The sequence below is a fragment of the Prosthecobacter sp. genome (assembly GCF_044226605.1).
Taxonomy (GTDB): domain Bacteria; phylum Verrucomicrobiota; class Verrucomicrobiia; order Verrucomicrobiales; family Verrucomicrobiaceae; genus Prosthecobacter.
Map to the genome: position 1 here is coordinate 427536 of NZ_JBGAGS010000003.1, position 21780 is coordinate 449315.

The following is a 21780-nucleotide window of genomic DNA, read 5'->3' on the forward strand; positions in this document are numbered from 1 at the left end:
CAAATCCCACTTTATGATTTCCCCGTACCGTCGCGAGCAGTTGCGCTCTCCAATCCATTTCCGTGCATCTGTTTTCTTTGCCCTCGCTGCCTTTCTTGTGACTTCCTGCAATTCGGGCAAGACATCCTTGCCGCTGGATGATGGAGACCAGGCATCACGCGCATCGCAGGGTATCGGCTCGAGAGGATATCAGACGAGTGTTGGGGACGCCTTGGATGTTTTCATTCTTGAGGATTCGTCCTTCAATGGAATGTATGTGGTCCGTCCAAGTGGCGACATTATTCTCCCCAAAGCTGGACGCATCCAGGTCGTCAACATGTCATTGGAGCAGGTTGAAGCGAGCGTTCGCAATGTTCTGCAAAAAAATCAGTTAACAAAGGCAACGGTCATCGTGGACCCAGTTCGCCGTGGCCCGGCTGAAGGAGACAATTCGGGTGTCGCCGGCTTGACCGTTTACTTGTCTGGCAGCGTCATGAAAAAAGGCCGGAGTGTTATTCCCTTCGTCGGCAATGGTCGTGTCACCGCCTACCAGGCGATCACGGACGCAGGCGGCTTTGCGGCCTTCGCCAACAAGCAGCGCAGCTATGTTCTGAGGAGGGACGCCAGCGGCCTGACTCAGCGCATTCCTGTTAACTTCGTCACCATCGAGCGTGGTCAGGACAGGGACGTGATTTTGCAGGATGGAGACACGATCGTGGTCCCTCAGAAAGTTTTTGGTTTTTAGGTTACCCGTGTGTTTGTCGTGCTGAAATCCCCATTCCTGCGTACCGATAATCATGGCAACCACTAAAAAGTTCCTATTCACATTTCAGGATATCGTTCAATATGCTTCCAGGTATGTTAAATACTGGAAGGTAGCTCTGCTTTTGTTCCTGCTGGGGTTGGTGGTTTCACTGGTCTATTACACCTATGGCCAGCCGACGTTCTACTCCCGCTCCTTGGTTTCATTCACCAATCTCACGCTCCCCGTGAAGTCCGAAACTTCGGATGCCCAGGGACGTGGCCGCTATGCTCAGATAGAGTTTCAGATCATCACTGCTTTAAACTCTCGCTGGCTGCTGGAGCGGACAGCAGAGCGTCTGGGCATCGTTAAAACGGCAGGTCAGTTCGAATACATCCGTGATCAGTTTGTATCGAAAGTGGAAGTTACTCTTCTTCCCGGCGATATGGTGCAGATCGAAATCTATGCTTACCAGCCTAGATGGGTTCGTGAGTGGCCTGAAGCGATGCTCGATTCCTACCGGGAATCCACGGTGCAGGCCCGCGCCTCTCATCGCGAGGCGGCCTTCAAGGCCTATTCTGCCGAAATGCTCAAAATCAAAGAACGCATCAACGCCTCCACGGTAGCAAGGTCCAAATTCGAGGAGGATCACCAGTTAATCGAACAGTACGTGGAGCACAACAGTCTTGAAGCGGTGCCCAGTGAGATGCTGACTGCCCGCACGCGCTTGGACAACATGGCCCAGGTACTCAAGCTCCTGGAAAACCCTTCGATGTCTGTCCTGGACCGCCTTGCGGTGATTAAAAGGTTTCGTGGCACGCCTGTTCCTGTGGGCAGTATCATCAGAAGCAGTCCGTTTGCTGACGGTCTGATTGCAAAATCCTCCCCAGATCAGGTTTCGGCTGCGGCTGGAATGACCAGCAACGTTCAACAGCCCACCGTTGGCTCGGGGCAGGACCGCAAGTCTCAAATCATCGTTTTGCCTTCCATGGTTGAGGAAACTGAGCCGTGGGAAGCTTCTGAACGTGAGCTTCGTGTTGCACAGCTCGAAAAAGACCAGCTGTCCAAGACGCTCCTCCCCGGCCATGAAAAGATGCGCGCGCTCGATCTCCGCATTCAGAAGCTGGAGGACTCCATCGCAGCTGAGTTGAAGACGGCGGTTAGTTCATTCCATCTGGAATACCAGCAGTTGAAGGACCGCTACACAGAACTGACCACAAAAATGCCGGATTACCGCCGCATTCTGACCGACTTCGACCGCTATAAGCAGGACTTTTCATTGATGTCGGAAACTCCCAATTTCTGGGAGGCGGCCTACAAGGACCTTCAGCAACGTCTCTCCACTATGGAGCACACCGGTGTGGACATGAGGGTGGAGTTCGACTTCCAAGGCTTTACCCTGATGCGGGATGATGTGCCGTTCAGTCCGAATAAGTACAAGCTCCTGACTTACGCTCTCCTTCTTGGAGTGGGGTCTGCGGGGGCTGGATGTGTTGGTTTGGAGCGGCTGCGTTCTACCACCTCATTGGTGGCTGAAACAGAAACCCTCACCGGCCGCAGCGCCCTGGGCGTCATACCTCTGATCAAAGACAGCGAATATTTGAACCCATGCAGCACGGTGGAACGGGCTCCCGATGCCTCCATCAATCTTGCCGAAACTTTTCGAATTGTGCGCTGCAGTATTCCTTTGCATGTCGCGCGAGACAATCCCTGCAAATTGATCATGGTTACAAGCTCCCGCCCTGGGGAGGGGAAGACTTCCATCAGCACACTTCTCGCCAAGTCCATCGCGGAAAGCGGTCAGAAAACTCTGCTCATCGATGGTGACTTGCGAAGAGGCCGTATCCACCGGATGTTTGACCTTTCGAGCGACAAAAAAAATGTTGGCTTGTCCGGGTTCCTTGAATCCGATGAAGTACAAAGCGAGGACATCATCAACAAGGAGGTCCTGCCGGATCTTGATCTCATTGTTCGGGGCAGCGGAACCAATTCCCGTCTGGACTTGTTGAGTTCGGCCAAGCTTGAAAAGTTCTTCAATCAGCTTCGCGACAAGTACGACAAGATTATCGTTGATACTCCGCCTATTCTCGGGCTGGCAGATTCAATCATGCTCGCTGCTCACGCGGATGGCGTGGTGTTCGTTCTTCGTGCGGACAGTACTTCTCAGCGGGACATCGTCACGGCTCTGGATGTGCTGAACTCGGCCCATGCGACCATCTATGGATTCATTTTGAATGGTGTGGACCTTTCGAAGGTGGAGAATTATTACTACTACGCTTCATACTATCCCAAATATTATGATCCAGCTTACCTCGCTCAGTCCTCAGCGAATTAGCTTTTTGGTTGGGTTAACTTCAGCGAATCTGTCTTTGCAGGCAGACTGATCCACTGTGGACCTGTTCGCTCTCTGCATCGCCATCTTACTGTGGCTCATACGCCCCCAGGATTGGATCTCTGGGTTTTCCGGCGTGGGGTTCATGACTTGGGCCATGCTCCTCGCCTTCTTTGGTATTTGGCGGCGCCCTGAAGGATTTAAGCTTGATCTCCTCCTCAAAAGCCCCGCAGATTATCTGGTGGTCGCTTATTTGCTGTGGATCATTTATACGACCGGCGATTACGTTAGCACCGCGAAGGCCATGATACCGTTTGCGGGTTTCTATTTCGCCTCCGCGATCGGGTTGGATTCGCTGAAGAGGATGTCGACTTTCCTGAACTGCTGGGTCGTTGGACTGATTGTTGTGGCCATCTTTGGAATCTCCACCGAGCTGGGATTCGAACTCGCTCCCGGATCTTCCAGCCTGACGGCGAGCTTCTTTGGCCGCCTCGCGCTCAACACTTGGATCTATAACAATCCAAATGCTCTCGGGCACGGGGTTGTGATCATTTTGCCGTTGGCCTATTTCTGGTTTGTCTGGAAGAGGGGCGTCCTCTTGCGCACGCTGGGATTTTTCGGAATCGCAGCCGGCGCGTACTGTGTCTATCTTACCCAGTCGAAGGGGGCCTACTTGTGCGGGGCAGCCGCTGCCACAGCGGGGCTTTTGTTTCGAAAGGCGCGCTACGTGCAGGTGTTCCTGATCACGGTAATGATGACAGCAGGCATCGGAGCGCTTAAACTTCTGCCTCGAATGGAGAGCCTGAGTGCCAAGGAAGACGGCATTGAAGGCCGTTTGATGATTTGGCAGCTGGCTTACAACGCCATGCAGAGCACATTTTCAGGCGAGGGATGGAAGCGCTTTGAAGCCTGGATTGAAACGGAACAGTATGGCTTGATCAAAAAGGCCACTCATGGTTCTTATGTCAATGTCGGGGCTGACCTTGGTTATCCGGGGCTGTTTCTTTTTGTAGGTATTTTGTATGCCTGCTTTCGTACGGTCTTGCAGACCCGTCCTGCTGAGGATGATCTGCAGGCTCAACGAATCCAAAGGGCGCTGCTGACCCTCGTCAGTGGTTACGCAGCCTCGGCCTGGATGATCGATCGCGCTTATCACACCGACTATTTTTTCATTGCCGGTGTCTGTGCTGCTTATCATCGAGTAATGTCGGGGAGGATTGCATCGTCCTCAGAAAATTCGGAGGAACCTGTCAGCGCTGAAGTTTCTGACTCGGCCGGCGCGGGTGGTTTGACGACGGGGGGCGACGGGGGGCAAACGCTCGTCCTCGCCGCCGAATCAGCCGATGTGGTTCCGCGCGACTTCAGTTTGAGTTGGCGCAGGTTAGGGCTCGGAGACATGACTCTCATTGCAGTCAGTTTTTACGCAGTGGTTTACTGCTGGCACTATCTGATGACGAACTTCATCCAGATTTAGACCGCGCTCACCGTTGTTTCAGCGTGTTCACCGGGGGTAGCCTTGAAGCCGGTTTGCGTCACCCAAAGACTGTCGCAGTCATGGGCCCGCGCCAATGATCTCTCTCAGTTCCTGCTCAGAGTTGCATAGCGCAGCGGTGCCACCTGCATGTGGCATCGGTGGATTCCGGCGTGAACGAAATCAAGGTTGACAGGGAGATGCCTATTGAATAAGGGTCAAATTTTGTGGCTTGTTCTATACGTATGCAATTCAAAAGTGGCCTTAGCATAATCGAAGCTTTAATCGTCCTATCGATCAGTCTTTTGCTTATTATAATTGCCGTTCCAGTCTTGGTAATTCGATCGGAAGGGGGGCGTCCAGAGGAACAATATTCTCCGACTCCAGAGCCTCCCTCCGAGGTCATGCCCCCTGCTAAGGAGGTTTCCCCGATCACTCTGCCTAAACCCGAAGCTCCCAATCTTCCTTCCTTGAACTCTGGCGCCGGAGCCGGAGCCGGACGCGACAAAGCGGAATCACCAAAAAACACTCCGAACTCGCCAGATTCAAAAACACCCCCTGTGAAACCTTGAGGCGTTCCCGATTCCGGCTTGAACTAACGACATGTCTGATAATGGCGATCAGCCTTCAAACCAGCGCCCCCCTGTAAAAAGGGTTAGGCGAAAGAGGTCGGCGTTTGAAAGAATGTTGGTCAATAGAATTCGGGCGGATCAACGAGGTGTTCGTCAAACACCCGAGGAAAGTGCTCCCTTGAAGAATGTGGAGGTGGACTTGAAGCTTCCGCCTCTGGAGGGGCACAAGGCGCTGGTGCAGAAGATCGTTCATTATCTGCGTCTCACGGTGCGCGGATTTGTGTTTTTATATTTGTTGTCCTTTGTGTTGCTGGTGGGTGGATTCCACGTTTGGGGGCAGGCTAACATCACTTTTGCGGCATTGATGTACCTGCCTCCATGGATCTGGATCGCCCCGTCATTCCCGCTGCTGGTTCCCGCTCTTATTTTGGACCGCAAATCTGCAGTTTGTTTGGTGCTGGCGGTCTTCCTCTTTCTTGCCTTCCATATCGACATTCGTTTGTTCAGTCCTCCCGCTCCTGAGTTCAGCGGCAGCCTGACGACGCTGAAGGTGCTATCATGGAACCGGGGCCAGGATAACGGCGTGTCTCTCAGACCCATCAAAGATTCGCTTCAACCCGATTTCATCGCACTGCAGGAAACCAGAGGCCGCCACTACGCCAGCAGTACCGAATACGCAGAGTTTACTCAGGTCAGTGATGTTGGGGAGTTCGTGTTGCTGAGCCGCTGGCCCATTCTTGAGTCCACTCCTGTTCGGATGCCCGGATCCAGCGTCGTTTCAGCGGTTCGGTATCAGGTACTGTTCGGAGGCAGTCGTTTTGTGATTTACAATGTGCACCTTCCGAGTCCTCGATCTGTGCTGGAATCCTACAAGCGCGGTGCCTTTTTGTGGGGAATTCTGGGCTTTCCAGGATCGCCATGGGAGTCCAAAAAATTGCATTACCAAGCTTTCTGGGACGATCAGCTGAACATCGCTCGAAATATCGCTGCCAGCATCGCAGCAGAAAAAGACCCTGTGATTGTGATGGGAGATTTCAACACCCCGGCATTTGGGCCCATCTATCGAGAGTTTGCCAGTCAGTTTCAGGACGCCCATTTGAATGCGGGAGATGGAACTGGATTCAGTTTTCCCGGCAACACCCACAACCCCCTGGGGCTCTTTCGGCCCTGGCTGAGACTGGACATGATTTTCGCTCCGCAAGATTGGAAACTTTGGGAGTGTAAGACCCTTCAAACCCAGTCCCAGCACCGGCCTGTGTTTGCCGAGTTCGAATGGCCGGGTACAAAGCCGTAAAAGCCCGATTACGCTGCGCTCTCGAATGAGAATTCTCTGGATCAAAACAAGCCCCCTGCACCCGCTGACCCGGGGCGGAGACTTGCGGACGTTTCATCTGCTCCGGTTTTTAAATCGCAGTCACGAGGTGACTTTTGCCGGAATGGTGGCGGACAACGGGCAGGTGACTGCGGCTGAGAAGGCTGGAGAGTATTCCCAAAATGCCTCTTGGACCCACGTGCCTCAGGCATCGCTCCAGATGCCTGCGCATCGTTTCTTGATGGGCGCCGGGTTTAACTTGTTTTCCTCGCTGCCCTATGCGGCGTCTCGCTTTGAATCCTCGGACTGGCGTGAAAACATCCGCCGGTTGCTGAGAGAGCAAAAGTTTGATCTCGTCGTCTGCGATTTCCTGTTCCCGGCGGTGAGTCTTCCTTGGGATGAAAAGGCCCGGTCTTCGATCCCATGGGTTATTTTCCAGCACAATGTCGAGTCGATGATCTGGCTCAGGCGTGCCGAAAACAAACGTGGTTTGGTTTCCTTTTACTGGCGCAGCCAGTGGAGGCGCATGAAGAAGCACGAAGTCGAGATGTGCTCCAAGTTTGACGGCATCATCACTGTTTCGGACAAGGACTCTTCTGTGTTTCGCGAAGACCTCGATTTGTCCAATGTGCTTGGCACTGCGCCCACGGGCGTGGACCTGGAATACTTTCAGGCGCTTCCTCGGACCACCTCTTCTGTTTCTACGGTCATGTTCATGGGCTCCATGGACTGGTATGCGAATGTGGATGGCGTGAACTGGTTTGTTGAAGCCGTCTGGCCCCTCATCCAGCGCGAGATGCCCCAGGCCCGGTTTGTCATCGTGGGGCGGAAGCCTCCTGCGGAAATTCAGGCGCTCGCCGGCACTGGCAAAAACATTGAGGTCACGGGCACCGTGCCGGATGTGCGGCCTTACCTGCGCGGCGCAGACGTCATCGTGGTGCCTCTGCGTATCGGTGGCGGCACCCGTTTGAAGATCTATGAAGCCATGGCTGCCGAGGTGCCCGTGGTTTCCACAAGTGTTGGTGCCGAAGGGCTGGACGTTAAAGATGGCCGCCACGTCCTGCTTGCTGACACCGCAGAGGACACTGCGGCGAAAGTCCTTCAAGTTCTTCGCAATCCGGCCCTGGGCACAGAGCTTGCCACCCACGCCTTGGAGGAAGTGGCCCGTCCCTGCTCCTGGGCGGCATCTGCCCAAATCTTTGAGGAGTTCTGTGCCGGTCTCATTCAAAAACGCAGCCAGTCATGATCGCCACCGCGTGGATCATTTTCCTCCTCAGCGTGGCCGCAGTTCTGCACTGCTACGTTTTTTACCCCCTCTGGTGGCGTTTCATCGGTGCCCGCAGACCGCTGCTGCCAGTGCCTCCCGAGGAGGACGAGCAGACCTTGCCTGTGGTATCCGTCATCGTCGTCGGCTACAACGAAGCCGCCTGCATTGGCCGCCGCGTTGAGAACCTCCTGCAGTGTGATTATCCTGCCGAAAAATTGGAGATCATCATCGCCTCCGATGGCTCTGACGACGGCACCGAGCGCCTGGCTGCGATCAATGACCGGATTCAAGTCCGCCACTTTAAGGAGCGTCGTGGCAAGGTCCGCGTCCTCAATGACGTCTGCCCTCAGGCCAGGGGCAGCATCCTCGTGCTGAGCGATGCCAATGTGGACTTCGCGCCTGACACCCTGCGCCGGCTTGTGACCCGTTTTCAAGATCCCAAGGTGGCCTGCGTTTGCGGCAAGCTCTGTTTCCGAACCCGCGCAGGTGAAGCCCACACCCAGTCCGAGGGCGTTTACTGGAAGCTTGAAACCTGGCTCAAGCAGCAGGAGGGCGGACGGGGCGTTCTGCTCGGTGCCAATGGCGCCAACTACGCTCTGCGCCGTGAGCTCTGGACCGGCTGCCCGCCCGAGATCGTCGTGGAGGATCTTTACGTTCCACTCCGCATGCTCATGGATGGCTGGGCCGTCGTTTTTGAATCCAGCGCCTTGGCCTATGAGGACCTGCCGCCGGCATTGTCAGACGAATTCGGTCGGAGAATTCGCATCGGGGCAGGGGACTATCAAATCCTCGCCAGCTGCCTGCCATTGCTGAATCCGACACACAAGTTGGCAGCCTGGGTGTTCTTTTCACACAAGGCTTTGCGCTGGATTGCTCCCTTTTTCATGGTCACCGGGCTGCTGGCAGTGCTTGCTCTCGTTCTCATGCGAGCTCCCGGTTCCTTGCTGCTCGGTGCAGCCAGTCTCGCCGTCGTTGCACTCACTGCCACGGGTTTCACCTCGCTCAAACTGCCCGGTCCGCTCGGACGTCTTGCCTCCGTAAGCGCCTACTTTGCCACCATGAATGCCGCCCTCTTCCTGGGTTTCTTCCGCTGGCTCCGCGGCCAGCAGAAGACCACCTGGGCGCGAACACGTAGAACCTAATTGATTCATGATCAAAGCAATGGACCGCTGGCTTCTGCCCTGGCTTAAGGCTTCCTTCCGAAAGCCCAAAGTCCCCATTACGGATGTGATGCTGGCAGTCTGCGATCATTTCGAACCTTTCCACCACACCGACAAGCGGGGCGCGATGAAGCGCATGGAGGTATGGCATGACAAACTGCCGCACATTCTGGCAAGTGGCGTCGATCATGACGGTCAGCGCCCCCGGCATACCTTCTTCTACCCCGTCGAGCAGTATGACCGGGACATCATTCAGTCGCTCACGGAGTTGTGCGTCAGCAGTCGCAATGAAGTGGAGATCCACCTCCACCATCACAAGGACACCGCAGAGAACTTCTGCGCCTCCATTGAGCAAGGAAAGGCAGATCTGCGCAGTCACGGGCTGTTAGGTAGCAATGCGGCCGGAGAAGTGACTTTTGGTTTCATCCATGGCAACTGGGCGCTCGACGACTCCGATCCCACCGGCACCGGCTGCGGCGTCCGTGGAGAGCTGGCCATGCTTAAAAATGCCGGCTGCTACGCCGATCTCACGATGCCTTCTGCTCCGCACCGGACCCAGGCTCCGATCGTTAACAGTCTCTACTATTCCAAAAGCACGCTCCATGGCTGCTCCCACCATCGCGGCACTCCTGTGGTCGCCGGTCATTCCTTGCGGGACGAGCCGGATCATCTCCTGCTGGTGCAGGGGCCGCTCATGCTGGACTTCACACGGCGGAAATGGGGTGTGCTGCCGCGGGTTGAAAACTCAGATATCGGTCCTGCCAATGCACCCAACCTGCGCCGTTTTGAGCAGTGGCGAAAAGCGCGCATCTCAGTGAAAGGCGCGGAAAGTTGGTGCTTTATCAAGCTGCATACCCATGGCGCACCGGAGAAAAACCACGCCTCCGTGCTCGGCGATGCACGCCGTCGTTTCCATGATGATCTCCTGCAACTGGCGGCAAAGGAGGGCTTTCGCCTGCACTACGTGAGCTCACGCGAACTGGTGAACATCCTTCATGCTGCCGAGGACGGTCATGGAGGAGGCGATGCTGGACCTTGGCGGGACTACCTCCTGAATCCGCCGCCATGTCTGAAAAAATCGGCCCCATGAACCTCCTCGTAGCCACCAATCTGTTCCCCGATACCAAGGAGCCATGGCGTGGACTGGACAACGTCACACTTGTGCATGCCATGCGGCAGCAGGATCCTGGGCTCAATGTCCGGGTGCTGGCCTTTCGCCCCTCCGTCAAGCATTGGGGAGCGGCCGCGCTGTATTCACGTCCCGAGGACGCCGGACTGCATCCGCAGTACTTTTGGGCGCCTTATGTTCCTCGTCTGGGAGGCATGAACCATCGTTTGTTTTCTTTTGCCTTTGCGCGGGCGCTCAAGGCATTGCCGCGTGATTTCACGCCAGATGCGGTCCTGGTGCCCTGGCTGTTTCCGGATGCTTGTGGAGTCGTTTTGAAGGCTTCCGAATGGCGCGTCCCGATCGTCGCAGTAGCACAGGGGTCGGACGTGCACAGTTACCTGAACATGCCCATGCGACGTCGTGCGATCCTGGCGATGACACGCGGCATCAGCGCCATCGTGACGCGCAGCAACGATTTGGAGAAGCGGCTGGCAAGGAATGGCGCGGATGAGCGCAAAGTGCACACGGTTTACAATGGAGTGGACATCCACACCTTCAAGCCTGCCTCCCGCGCTGTCGCTCGGGACGAACTTAAAGTTCCGCAGGAGGGCAAGCTGCTGCTCTTTGTGGGAAATTTTCTGCCCGTCAAAGGTCTTGATCTGCTGCTCGCCGCCTTCGCTCGGGTGGTGTCCTCTTCGCCTCAGCCGGTGCGGCTGGCCTTGATCGGTGGCGGCCCGCTGGAAGAAGCGCTCCGTGCCCAGGCCGGCGAACTCAACATCACCGATAAAGTCCAATTCCTCGGCCGCCATGGTGCCTCACGGGTGGCACGCTGGATGCAGGCAGCAGATGCCGTCTGCCTGACCAGCCACAATGAAGGGGTGCCCAATGTGGTGCTTGAGGCTTTGTCCAGCGGACGAGCTCCCGTCTGCATGGATGTGGGTGGCATTGCCGAGGTGGTTGAGCCGGTGCTGGGAAAACGATTCCTCGTGCCGCAGCGTGATGCTGGCGCTTACGCCTCAGCGCTGCTGGATGCCCTGGCCAATCCGCCAGATGAAGAGGCGCTGCATCAGGCGGCGGTGAAGAGCTTCGCCTGGGAGAAGTGTGCACAGCAGTATCTCTCGCTGCTGCGGGGAGAGGCCTGATCAGGCCTGGGCCAGGCCCTGGATGGACGAACTTTTGGCGGAGCTTTGCTCAAGAGTTTCCGGGACCAGAACTGTCTCACTTTCCAGACCGTCAAGGTCGACTCCAGTGGTGTAACGCTGCTGCGTGGGGGACTTCAAACCGCCACCAAGCACCACGCGCACGGTGTCCAGCAGGATGAGGCTGTCGAACAACACACCGGCGTGCTTCAGGTAGTAAAGGTCGTACTCCAGTTTGCACTTGGAATCATTGATCGAGGATCCGTAGGGATAGCAGACCTGCGCCCAGCCGGTAAGCCCAGGCTGCAGCATGTGGCGCTCCTGGTAGTGAGGCAGCATGCGGGTCAGCCTGGCCACAAATTCAGGACGTTCCGGCCTGGGGCCCACGAACGACATCTCCCCGCGGAGCACATTGAGAAGCTGGGGGATTTCGTCGATTCGGTAACGGCGCAGGAACGCCCCGCCTGGGAAGACACGGGAGTCTGCCGACACGGAAGACCAGACCGGACCGGATTTTTCGGCGTCCGTGCGCATGCTGCGAAGTTTGATGATCTGGAACCGCTTGCCAAACCGGCCGACGCGTTCCTGACGGTAGAACACCGATCCTTCGGGTGAAAAAATCCGGACGATGGCCATGCCAAGCAGGAAGAAAGGGGCCAGCACCACCAGCAGGATCAGGGACGTGGTGATGTCAAAGAAGCGCTTGAGCTTGCTGAAATAAAAGCTGCGGGAGACGGATTCCGACTGAATCAGCCAGTTCATCGACACGAGATGCAGCGGGACGTAGTTGAGATGACGTTCACAAACTGAGATCAGGCTGCTGCACGAAAAACCGAGGTAGCGCAGGCGGCGCAGCTCATGCCGTGCCTTCTCGTCCAGTACCCGCTGCTCCATGAAGACGATCCGGTCGAGCTTGTGGGTTCGGATCAGCTTGCGCGCATTGCGCAGACGGCCGAGAAATCCCTCTTCATTTTCCGCGTCATCATCAATACCGATGCGTCCGACCAATTGCACACCAGGAGGTGTCATTGACCGCATGAGCTGGTACTCCTTCAATTCCTCAGGAGTTTCGGCCACCATCGCCACACGCTCGGGAGCGAGCCGATGCTTGTGATACATCAACCAGTGGGTGGTGAGCAGCAAAGGGTACGAGAACAGGCAGCCCAGGGCCATGAAGCCGCGGCCGATGCGCAGGTCAAAACTCATGTAGCCCACCAGGGTGATGCTCACGAAGGCGATGACGAATGCAAAAGTCAGCAGGATGCCGTGAATGAGAAAGCTGGACCTTCTCTGTGATTCGACCGAGTAAAGCCCCAGAACGTACACCGATGAACTGAGAGCCACTGCACCGGCCAGGATCGGGGGGACGTAATCTTCAATGCGCCACAGCTCAGTAAAGCGCACGTAGTTGGCGAGAAGGTAGGCACCAATGAAAACGACGACATCGCGCAAGGTGCGAATGCCGATCTTTGTCCAGTGGCCTCTGCTTGAGCTATGCATGTGGTGCTAAACGAACGAACAACGGAGTTTAAGTTGAACAAAGATTTACTGGACCGAGGAGTTGAGCAATTGCAATGCTTTTTCTGCCTTTAAATGGGAAGACTTGTAGGTGATTGTCAGGTCTGCGAAAAAATTACTTTTGAGCCTTTTTTAGTACATGCAGCCCCAGCAGCCCTACGCAAAACGAGATGGAAATGGCCAGAGGGTGAGACCAAAACAGCAGATCGCGGGCCAAGTTCAGGTTCTCAAATCCAGAAAGGGACCACCTGACGGTAATGTAGCCAGCCAGCAAGGCGCAAGACCCGAGAGTGGCGATCAGCAGGAAAAAGAGAACTCCCTCATCCAGATTGATCAACTTCCGGGTAATGCCGAGGGAGCGGTCCTTGCTTTGTAAAAACAGCATGCAGCTGAACAGGTAAAACTGCGCGCCGAAGATTCCCGCGAGCAGGAGCAAAGCCTTGCTGTGCAGATCGAAAATGTGGAAGCCTCCCAGGCTGATGGGACCCGTGCAGAAAGCTGTGACCTGCAGCAGGGTGGTGATGAGCACCGTTAGGAACCCGATCATTTCAAAAAGCTTGGGCTTCTCGGAAAAGATAAAAAGCAGATGGCGCATGCCATCGCGCCAGGTGCGCAGGTGGGCGACGCGTCCTTCGGGGCCTTTGCGGAGGCCGGAGGGAATTTCCACCGAGCGTGCACCTGCCTTGAGCGCTTTGATGAGCAGTTCGGAAGCGAACTCCATGCCATTGGAGCGAATCTCCCAAGTGGCGAAGGCTGTCTTGCGGATGCAGCGGAAGCCGGAGTTGCAGTCGGAAAGCTTGCCGTGGAAAAGCAGGTTGATGAGTGTGGTGAGAACCGGGGTTCCCAACCAGCGGTGGAGGGGAGGCATGGCCCCGGGCTCGATGCGACCAATCATGCGGGAGGCGATCGCCATGTCGGCATTGTCTTTTTTGGCCGCCTGGTAGAGCGGCGCGGCGTCTGCATAGAGATAGGTGCTGTCCGAGTCGGCAAACATGACGTACTCTGCCTGGCTGGCCTCAATGCCTCCGCGCAGGGCAGCGCCGTACCCACGGATTGGTACAGGCACCACACGGCAGCCCATGCTCAGGGCGATTTCACGTGAGCGGTCTGTGCTGCCATTGTCCGCAATGATGATCTCATAATCAATGCCGGTGGGTTCCAGAGAGTCCTTAACTTGCTGAATGCAGGTGCCGAGGGTCTGCTCCTCGTTCAAGCATGGAAAGACAAAACTCAGTGCGGGTGGTGCGGGATTGTCAGACAATCGCATGCGGGATTTCGAGGATTTTTGGGGAAACGGCTAAGAAATTTCTATTCGCCTCAAATCTTGCCTTGGCAAAACGTAAATTGAGAAAAAACGTGCACGGATGGCTCTTTTTGAGGCAAATATTGCCCTTCCATCCGCCACAGAGCTGTGGCGCGGCACCCAGATTTGATCAAGGCTTGCGGTCTACGAGGCCTTCATCCACGGCCAGAAGAAACTTGGCCAGGCGGGCTTTGTAGGCATCACCTTCCTGGTTTTTCTCGCGCACGAGCGTCACGACAACTTCATTCTCTGGATCAACCCGGAGTACGGCGCCAGACGCAGCCCCGTGGCAGAAGGTCTTACGGCTGAGAAGGGTTTTGCCGGCGGGAATGCCTTCCGTTCCTGCGCGGGGGTCCCGTTCATTAAAATAGGTGAGCCCCATGCCCCAAGGGATGTCGAACTTTGCATCAGGCCAACGGCTCTTGAGATGAACCGGCAGCATCTTTTGAAACGTTTCCTCGGAAAAGAACCGGGTGTCCCCATAGGCTCCTTGATTGAGCAGCATCTGCCCAAACTTAGCCACATCGAGGGCCGTGCATTCGCCGCCGTGGCACACATCGGAGGCACGGGAGCGGGTCATGCCCATGGGGATGAAAAGATTCTCTTTGAGCAGACGCAGGACGCTCTGCCCGGTGATCAGTTCCATGGCTTTGCCCGTGAGTTCGGTGTCCATGTTGTTGTACTTGTGCTCCCTGCCGACGACGACGCAGGGCAGGAGGTTGGCGGCCCAGTTGTCGCTCCAGGCGTTGTGCACCTCACGGCCCGAACCCGCCTTCATGTGCAGTCCGGCGGTGTGCATGAAGGTGGCGCGCCAAGTGAAGGCTTTGGGACCCTCGACCGGGAAGTCGGGCAGGAGTTTGCCGACGGGATCGTCGAGATTCACCAGACCTTGGTCCATGAATTCAGCAAAGAGGGCGGCGCTCATGGTCTTGGTGATAGAGGCCATGTGCTTGGGTGTGTCGATGGTGGTGGTGCCCGTGGCGGGATCGTCAAAAGCCTCGTGGAAGACGATGATGCCATGGGAGGCAACTAGGGCGACGAAAGGCTCTTTGGAGCTGTCATACCACTCGCGGCAGGCGGCGCGGATGGCGGTGATGGATTGCGGCTTGAAGCCTGCCTCCGCAGGAGTGCCGTCGCGCAATACCGGGGCGCTGGGTTCTGATTTTCGCGGGGCATTGAACTTCGGAAAGCGGTGCTCCACTCCGAGCAGCTTGCGTTTGAGGGCGATCTGCTGCTCGTCCTGCAGCCACTGGGCCTCATCGTAGGCGTCGGCATGGGATGGATGAGGAAAGGCGGTGAGCGCCTTGCCGCCGGGGCTGACGGTGACCATGCGGCGGATGCGCTGCCTGTGCTCACTCCTGCCATCGAGGTAGGCCACGTAAGGTGGCTTGCCATTGGGCTTGGTGACCTCATTGAGGTCTTTGTCAAACCAGCGGATGACCAGCGGGCATTGTCCAATGATGGAAAGCACGCGGTCTGGTGACTGCCACACCAGCTGAGGAAAACGGCTGCTGTCTTTCCAGGTGCCGCCCGGGATTTCCAATTCAAACGTGATGAACTCAAGCAGGTCCTTCTCACGCGCATCTTCAGGGACGTATTCTTTGGCTCGAAGGCCGGAGGTGGCGGTCAGCATGACCAGGGCCAGCAGCAGGCCGGACATGCGGAGAAGAGCAGGTGGTTGACGAAGCAGCGGCATGGGGGAGAAGAAACGTTGTATCACATCGTCCTTGCTCCTGATTCGTCCCGATGCGTCATTTTTCGTCTGATGAATTTCAAAACTTTGCTGACGCCGTGGTTGATTTGAAAACGACCACGACCGTCTCGCTGACACTGAGTTTGAACATGGAAGGGGAGTCGAGACCTTCAGCTAAGTCGTTTCAGGCGAATCCTGCGTAGTGACGGAGCAGCGAGGGGGCAGGGCGCTGCGGAGATTTGGCCAATGCTGTGAGCTGCGGGGTGTTTTCCAGAGTGAGCTGAAGCTCACAAGGACTTTAAAACAGCTCCGACTGGCCGGTGTTGGGGGGAATGAGGCCGAGCTTGCGGTAGGCGGCGGGCATGGCGACGCGGCCGCGGGGGGTGCGTTTGAGGTAGCCTTGCATGACGAGGTAGGGCTCGTGCACGTCTTCGAGGGTGCTGGTGTCTTCTCCCACGGCGACGGCGACGCTGCCCATGCCAACGGGGCCGCCGTCGAACTTGCCGATGATGGCTTCGAGGATGCGGGTGTCCATTTCATCGAGGCCAGATTCGTCAATGTCGCGCATGGTGAGGGCCAGGCGGGCGACGTCTTCGGTGATGACGTTCTGCGCTTTGACCTGGGCGTAGTCGCGCACCCAGCGGAGGAGGTGATTGGCGATGCGCGGTGTGCCGCGGGAGCGGCGGGCGATCTCGAGAGCACCGGCGGCATCGATGGCCACGTTCATGAGCCGGGCGGAGCGGATGATGATGTGCTGAATCTCTTCCGCCGTGTAGTAGTCGAGTCGGTTGGGGATGCCGAAGCGTGAACGCATCGGCGAGGTGAGCATGCCGGCCCGTGTAGTGGCACCGACGAGGGTGAAGGGCGGGAGATCGATGCGGATGGTGCGCGCCTTGGGGCCTTGATCGATGATGATGTCGAGGCGGTAGTCCTCGATGGCAGGATAGAGATACTCCTCGATGCTGGGATGGAGGCGGTGGATTTCGTCGATGAAGAGGACGTCGCGCTCCTGGAGATTGGTGAGGATGCCGGCGAGATCTCCCGCGCGGTCAATCTGCGGGCCGCTGGTGGTGTGGAGTTTGGTGCCGATGGCGTTGGCAATGAGATTGGCCAGGGTGGTTTTGCCAAGACCTGGAGGTCCACAGAGCAGGACGTGATCGAGCGATTCTCCGCGCATCTTGGCCGCCTCAACCATGACGAGGAGCTGTTCTTTGACTTTGGTCTGGCCGTGAAACTCAGAGAAATCCGCCGGTCGCAGGGCGAGATCGAAGGGAGAGTCGGGTTCGTTGAGCGCGGGATTCACTGCCGGTATAGGAGCGTGCGCAGAGAGGAGTGCAAGGTGGGCGGCGCACTAGACTCAAAATCTTGTATCCGTGAGTGATGAGGCCAGATGTGGCGAGTGACGGAAGGCAGGGAAGGAGTTTTTGACCTATCCTCCCGGAGGTGCAAAACGGGAGTGATCGTTGGAATCAGGGGCCTTCTCCGGCTGCTGCTGCGGGTGAGCTGTAACTGCGGCCATATCCTCCAAGCCGGGTGGGTTCTCGACGATGGTGATCCTGCGGGGGGCCGTGGCCAGTTCCAGTGCTTTCAACAGGGTGATGACCGGGGCAGCCAAAATGATGCCGGTCAAGATGGGGTAGTATCCGCCATTAAACACGCGGACTTGAAATTCGGACACCCAGGATGCGGGTGGCAGATGGTTAGCCGTGAGCACAATCGCGGCGATGATGACGACGACGTTCAACCAGCGGATGGCATGACTCAAAACAGGAGCTGCACGTAGTTGTGCAGCCTTCGCCCGCTGCTCTGCCTGCAACTGCACCATGGCTTCTTCGATGGCGGCGACGCGCTCAGTCTCAGGCAGATGCCGCACCTCCCATAATGGATGCCACCGCAGCAAGTCCCGCACTGGAGAAAACAGCATTGATGCGCGCCGTGCCTGCCCCCATGAAAGTCGTGCGCCCAGCCGCAGACGCGCATGCAGCCATGAGGACAACGGTCGCAGACACAGCCACCAGATGACGATCCCGGCGATGAAGCTGAGCACAAAGAGAAACGGATGCCCTTTGGCCGGCGGATCTGGCACACTGAACAGAAACATCGCCACCGTGAGCGCCATGAAAGTGAGTTTGGCCAGGAGGTCGAAGATGTGTGTCCAGAACAGCATGGCGAGCCAGAATGGGGCTGCCAATGTGTATGCTGAGTGCTGGTGATTGGCAATGTCCAAGTGGGGGCGAATGCCAAGCCACTGGAACCCGAGGCACTTGGCAACTGCCGCTCCTCGGGGACACTACTCGCGGCGAATCGAGTCCGTAAGGCTGCCTTTCACGGCGGTGGCAACGGCGATGGTGCAGGTGAGGAGGCCAAAACCGAGGACGGCGGCGATCAATTGAAGCAGGAAGGGCAGGGGGAGGCTGCTGCCGCGCTCGATCAACTGAGGAATGACGGCAAGCGCTGCAGTGACGACGCCCAGCAGCACTCCGATGAGGAGCAGAATGCTGTGCTCTCCAAGAATCATGCCGCGCAAGGAGCCGGCCTGGAAACCGAGGGCCTGCATGAGGCCGAGTTCGCCGCGGCGCTCCAGGACATGGCGGGCGATGAGGACGCCGATGCCTGCGGTGCCGAGCAGCACTCCCAATCCGCCGAGCACGGTGAAGATGCCGATGTAGGTGTTCTGCACGCTGAGGAAGAGTTCGAGGCGCTGCTTGGTTGGTTCCAAAGCGAGGCCACGCTGCTCGAGCTGCCGTGTGAGATGAGAGGAAACCTCCGCGGACTGCTCCGGCTTGGCATCGACGAGGAAGAAGCGGTAGCCTGCGGCATCGGGATACTTGGAGAGGAAATCCTTTTCGCTGATGATCATCTTGCCCTGCAGGACAGAACCCGCCAGAAGTCCGACGAGTTTCACCTGGAAGGTTTTGCCGGAGCTGTCCTGATAGTCCAGCGTGTCTCCCACGCCTTTGCCGAGGCCCCACATGGCGGTGGCCTGGTCGGCGATGGCGGGTACGCAGCTGGTGTCGGTGAGTTTGTCCCAAGAGCCGGAGGCAAAGGCGAAGGTGCCGGTGAGTTTGGCGGGATCTGCGGCGACGAGGACGGGCTTCTGCGCGCGGTTGAGGTTCAGGCAGCTGGCGTCATCGCCTTCGCGGACACGGAAGGGCACCACGCGGGCCTGCGGCATGAGCTTTTCATCGAGGCCAAAAGCGTCCCATCCGGCTTTGCCATTGAGGTCTTCATAGACGGGCAGGGAGGATTCCCCAACGAGAGCAAAGCCTCCCGTCCCAGAGTCGCGTGCAGTGGGATCGCCCGCGCTCATGCGGAACGCATTCACCGCGACGACGAGGAAGATGCCGCCGGCCATCATGCCGATGACGGCAAGGCTACGAGAGGGACGGCGGGAGATATTACGGGAACCGATCTGCCAGAGGCTGCGTGCGAGCGTACCGCTGTCGCGCCGCATCCAGTTCCGCAGGGAGAGCAGGCCGGCGATCATCATGAGCATGCCGGAGCCAAAGAACATGCCGGCCACGGCTTCGGGATTTTTCACGACAAAGCCGAGAGCGAGGAGCACGAGCGCAGTGCCTGCGAGGCCGAGCATCACCTTGGAGCCGGTTTTCTTTTTAGCAGGCGAGAAGCTCCCGCTCCAGGAGCCTGCGAGCAGATCACGGGCAGGCACCTTGAAGAGCTTGCGGCTGGCCCACGCGAGCGTTAGCAGCACTACGACCATGGTCGCCAGCGCGGCATTAAAGATGGTCCCAAAGCTGGCGCTGAAGATGAGCGGCAGACCCTGGGTGGCGCCGGTCCAGACGGCGGAGAGTCCATGCAGTGCGGTCTCCGTGTAGAACATGCCGCCGAACACGCCCAGAACCACGCCCGCAACAGCGATGACACCCGCCTCCAGAAGCCAGGCACGGCGGACCATGCCGCGCGTCCACCCCATGGCCAGCAGCAGGCCGATCTGGGAGGCGCGACGCTCCAGCGTGAAAAGGAAGAGCAGGGCCGCAAAGACGAGCGCCGCCGCGATCAAGAACATGCTGAGCCCGATGAACAGACCGCCGAAGTCCACGCTGCCCTGAGCGGCTGCGCCGGCGTCGTGTTTGAAATCACGCGGGACCAGGCCGATGTCCGCCAGTTGCACGCGCAGGGCGAGGGCGTTGGATTTGGCCTCCAGGGTCTGGCCTTCATTGGGCAGACGGATGGACGTGAGGCTGCCGAAGCGATTGGTCCAGAGCTTCTGGCCCGCAGCCAGCGAAATGAAAGCTTTGGGCGTGCCTTTGTAGTCGTCCCAGTAGGACTCGTCCTTGTCGCGAATGGCCTTCATGTCCATGGGAATGCCAGGCTCCCAGTCGCGGCAGTTGTCCACATCCGAGACGCCAGGGAAGTCGGGTGTCCAAGCCTTGCTGACTCGGGGATGATCCATCGGCAAAATGGCGGCGACCTTGAACTTGGCGGACTGCTGCTGAAGCTCACGGCCGAGGCCTACCACGAAATATTTGAGCTCCAGTTCGTCGCCCACGGCGAGCTTCTGATCATCAGCGAGCCACTGCGTGATGGTGATTTCATCATCCTTGCCGCTGCCAGTGGCGGTGACCATGGAGTACGGGGTGCCGCCCTGCTTGGACGTGATGCCATTGACGAGGTAGGTGAGCACGCCGTGCGCTCCTTTGAAGTCCATGAGCTTCGGCGTGAGGGACTGGTCCAGAAACACGCGGCTGGTGCTGATCTCCCATTCCTTTTTTTCACCTTCGATGCGTTTCAGTCGGAGGGAAAAATCCTCCAGCGTGCGCTGCTCTTCCAAATGCGAGCGCAGGGAATTGAAATTCGGATGGAGAAGGGCGTTCACACGGCCGTCCATCTCAAGCTGGTTCTGCAGGTCGGCGAGATTGATAAACACAGAGTCTGGCGGCACCTGGGAGGCGACAAGCTGGAAGGCGCCGAAGTCCTCCGCGCGTATCACGGCGGATACGGTGCGGCGCAGAGAGATGTCCTGATTGGTGCTGCCGGAGAGCGGGGCGTCTCGTGAGATCGCACTGGGGCGTTCGAGCCGCACGAGAATGGTGTCTCCTGCCTTAACGCCAAGCTTGTGAGCGAGTGGTTCATTGATGGCGACCTCGGACTTGTCGAAGGTCACGCTTTTGCCGCTGGTGCTGAGCTTCCAGAAGCTCTCGTCCACACCCAGCACCTGGGCGCCATTGACGCGTACCTGGCCGTTCACGGCCGTAGCGGCGCCGGTGGCCATGATGAGGGGGACGGACTTCGTCTTGCGCGCGAGGTTCTCCGTGAACCAGTGATCACCGCCGAGCACGCCGCCCTCCACCTTGCCGAGGCGCAGCGCCGCCACACGCTGCAGGCTGGCGCGCACTGAATCTCCCACCAGCATGGAGCCCGTGAGGATGGTGGCGGCAAGAAAGGTGCCGAACAACAGCCCCAGGTGCCCGCGCCAGTAATGGCGGGCGGATTGGATGACGTAATCCAGGAGTTTCATTTCAGCACACCCTCGTGAATCGTCAGCACACGGCCCATGCGCTCTGCCTGGGCACGATGATGCGTGACCATGATCAGGGTGACCCCGCTGCTCTTTTGCAGCTTGAGCAGCAGGTCGGTCAAGCCGGCGGCGTTGGTTTCATCGAGAGCGCCGGTGGGTTCATCGGCCAGGATGAGGCGGGGCTGATTGATCAATGCGCGCACGAACGCCACGCGCTGGCGCTCGCCGCCGGAGAGCTGGGCGGGCTTCCAGCTCATTCGGTCCTTGAGGCCCACCTCTTCGAGCAGGGATTCAGCGCGTTGCAGGGCATCCGCAGGCGGGGATTTCAGGGCCAGCGTGGGCAGCAGCACGTTTTCCAGCACGGAGCACTGCGGCATGAGGTGGTGCAGCTGAAAGATGAAGCCAATCTTCTGACTGCGCACGGCGGCCAGCTGTTTGGCCGAGGCCCGGGACAGAGCCTCGCCATCGAGGGTGAGTTCACCCTCATCTGGAAGGTCAAGGGTGCCGAGGATGTTGAGCAGGGTGCTCTTGCCACAGCCGGAAGGCCCCACGATGGCCACGGCTTCTCCGGCCTCGATGCTGAGGTCCACCCCACGCAGCACGGGCACGCTCGCTCCGCTGCCAGGATCAGTGTAGGATTTGGAAATGTTGGTCAGTTGAATGAGTGGCATGGGATCAGAGCGTAGGCAGGCCGGAAAGGATGAA

At 57.9% G+C, this 21780-nt stretch carries 15 protein-coding genes; 8 read left to right on the plus strand and 7 right to left on the minus strand.

From position 1 onward, the window contains the following. Positions 1-13 precede the first annotated feature (13 nt). From ACILSO_RS06095 to ACILSO_RS06130, 8 genes are all read left to right on the plus strand, one after another. On the plus strand, positions 14-724 hold the full coding sequence (locus ACILSO_RS06095; protein ID WP_395736484.1) for a polysaccharide biosynthesis/export family protein: 711 nt from the start codon (positions 14-16) through the stop codon (positions 722-724). A 52-nt stretch (positions 725-776) separates the two neighbouring features. After that, positions 777-3056, plus strand: coding sequence for a polysaccharide biosynthesis tyrosine autokinase (locus ACILSO_RS06100; protein WP_395736485.1), 2280 nt, complete (start codon positions 777-779; stop codon positions 3054-3056). Between the two features lie 154 nt (positions 3057-3210). Continuing rightward, a complete protein-coding gene (locus ACILSO_RS06105) occupies positions 3211-4527 on the plus strand; it encodes an O-antigen ligase family protein (RefSeq protein ID WP_395736486.1) in 1317 nt (438 codons plus the stop codon). Positions 4528-5295: 768 nt separating this feature from the next. Then, positions 5296-6390, plus strand: a complete 1095-nt coding sequence (locus ACILSO_RS06110; RefSeq protein ID WP_395736487.1) for an endonuclease/exonuclease/phosphatase family protein — start codon at positions 5296-5298, stop codon at positions 6388-6390. Between the two features lie 127 nt (positions 6391-6517). Beyond that, complete coding sequence (locus tag ACILSO_RS06115; protein ID WP_395736488.1) at positions 6518-7654, plus strand: glycosyltransferase; 1137 nt, start codon at positions 6518-6520, stop codon at positions 7652-7654. Further along, complete coding sequence (locus tag ACILSO_RS06120) at positions 7651-8817, plus strand: glycosyltransferase family 2 protein (RefSeq protein WP_395736489.1); 1167 nt, start codon at positions 7651-7653, stop codon at positions 8815-8817. Before ACILSO_RS06115 ends, ACILSO_RS06120 begins: the two co-directional genes overlap by 4 nt. A 7-nt stretch (positions 8818-8824) precedes the next feature. Beyond that, positions 8825-9925: a hypothetical protein gene (locus ACILSO_RS06125; protein WP_395736490.1), complete on the plus strand. Its 1101-nt coding sequence runs from the start codon at positions 8825-8827 to the stop codon at positions 9923-9925. Next, a complete protein-coding gene (locus tag ACILSO_RS06130; protein WP_395736491.1) occupies positions 9901-11085 on the plus strand; it encodes a glycosyltransferase in 1185 nt (394 codons plus the stop codon). The genes ACILSO_RS06125 and ACILSO_RS06130 overlap by 25 nt, the downstream gene beginning before the upstream one ends. On the opposite strand, the gene ACILSO_RS06135 is transcribed toward ACILSO_RS06130, so the two are convergent. The 7 genes from ACILSO_RS06135 to ACILSO_RS06165 form a co-directional block, all read right to left on the minus strand. Beyond that, positions 11086-12582 (minus strand): exopolysaccharide biosynthesis polyprenyl glycosylphosphotransferase, encoded by a 1497-nt coding sequence (locus ACILSO_RS06135; protein WP_395736492.1) that lies wholly within the window; start codon positions 12580-12582, stop codon positions 11086-11088. Between the two features lie 133 nt (positions 12583-12715). Next, positions 12716-13867 carry a glycosyltransferase family 2 protein gene (locus tag ACILSO_RS06140; protein WP_395736493.1) on the minus strand — a complete coding sequence of 384 codons (1152 nt, stop codon included), beginning with the start codon at positions 13865-13867 and terminating at the stop codon, positions 12716-12718. Between the two features lie 166 nt (positions 13868-14033). Further along, entirely contained in the window at positions 14034-15599 is a 1566-nt protein-coding gene (locus ACILSO_RS06145; protein ID WP_395736494.1) for a serine hydrolase domain-containing protein, read from the minus strand. A 295-nt stretch (positions 15600-15894) separates the two neighbouring features. Next, the gene (ruvB, locus tag ACILSO_RS06150) at positions 15895-16899 is read right to left on the minus strand and encodes a Holliday junction branch migration DNA helicase RuvB (protein ID WP_395736495.1); all 1005 of its coding nucleotides are present in this window, start codon (positions 16897-16899) and stop codon (positions 15895-15897) included. A 126-nt stretch (positions 16900-17025) separates the two neighbouring features. Then, positions 17026-17763, minus strand: a complete 738-nt coding sequence (locus ACILSO_RS06155; protein WP_395736496.1) for a hypothetical protein — start codon at positions 17761-17763, stop codon at positions 17026-17028. 123 nt (positions 17764-17886) lie between these two features. Next, the gene (locus ACILSO_RS06160; protein ID WP_395736497.1) at positions 17887-21075 is read right to left on the minus strand and encodes an FtsX-like permease family protein; all 3189 of its coding nucleotides are present in this window, start codon (positions 21073-21075) and stop codon (positions 17887-17889) included. After that, positions 21072-21746 (minus strand): ABC transporter ATP-binding protein, encoded by a 675-nt coding sequence (locus tag ACILSO_RS06165; protein ID WP_395736498.1) that lies wholly within the window; start codon positions 21744-21746, stop codon positions 21072-21074. Before ACILSO_RS06165 ends, ACILSO_RS06160 begins: the two co-directional genes overlap by 4 nt. Between the last annotated feature and the right edge of the window lie 34 nt (positions 21747-21780).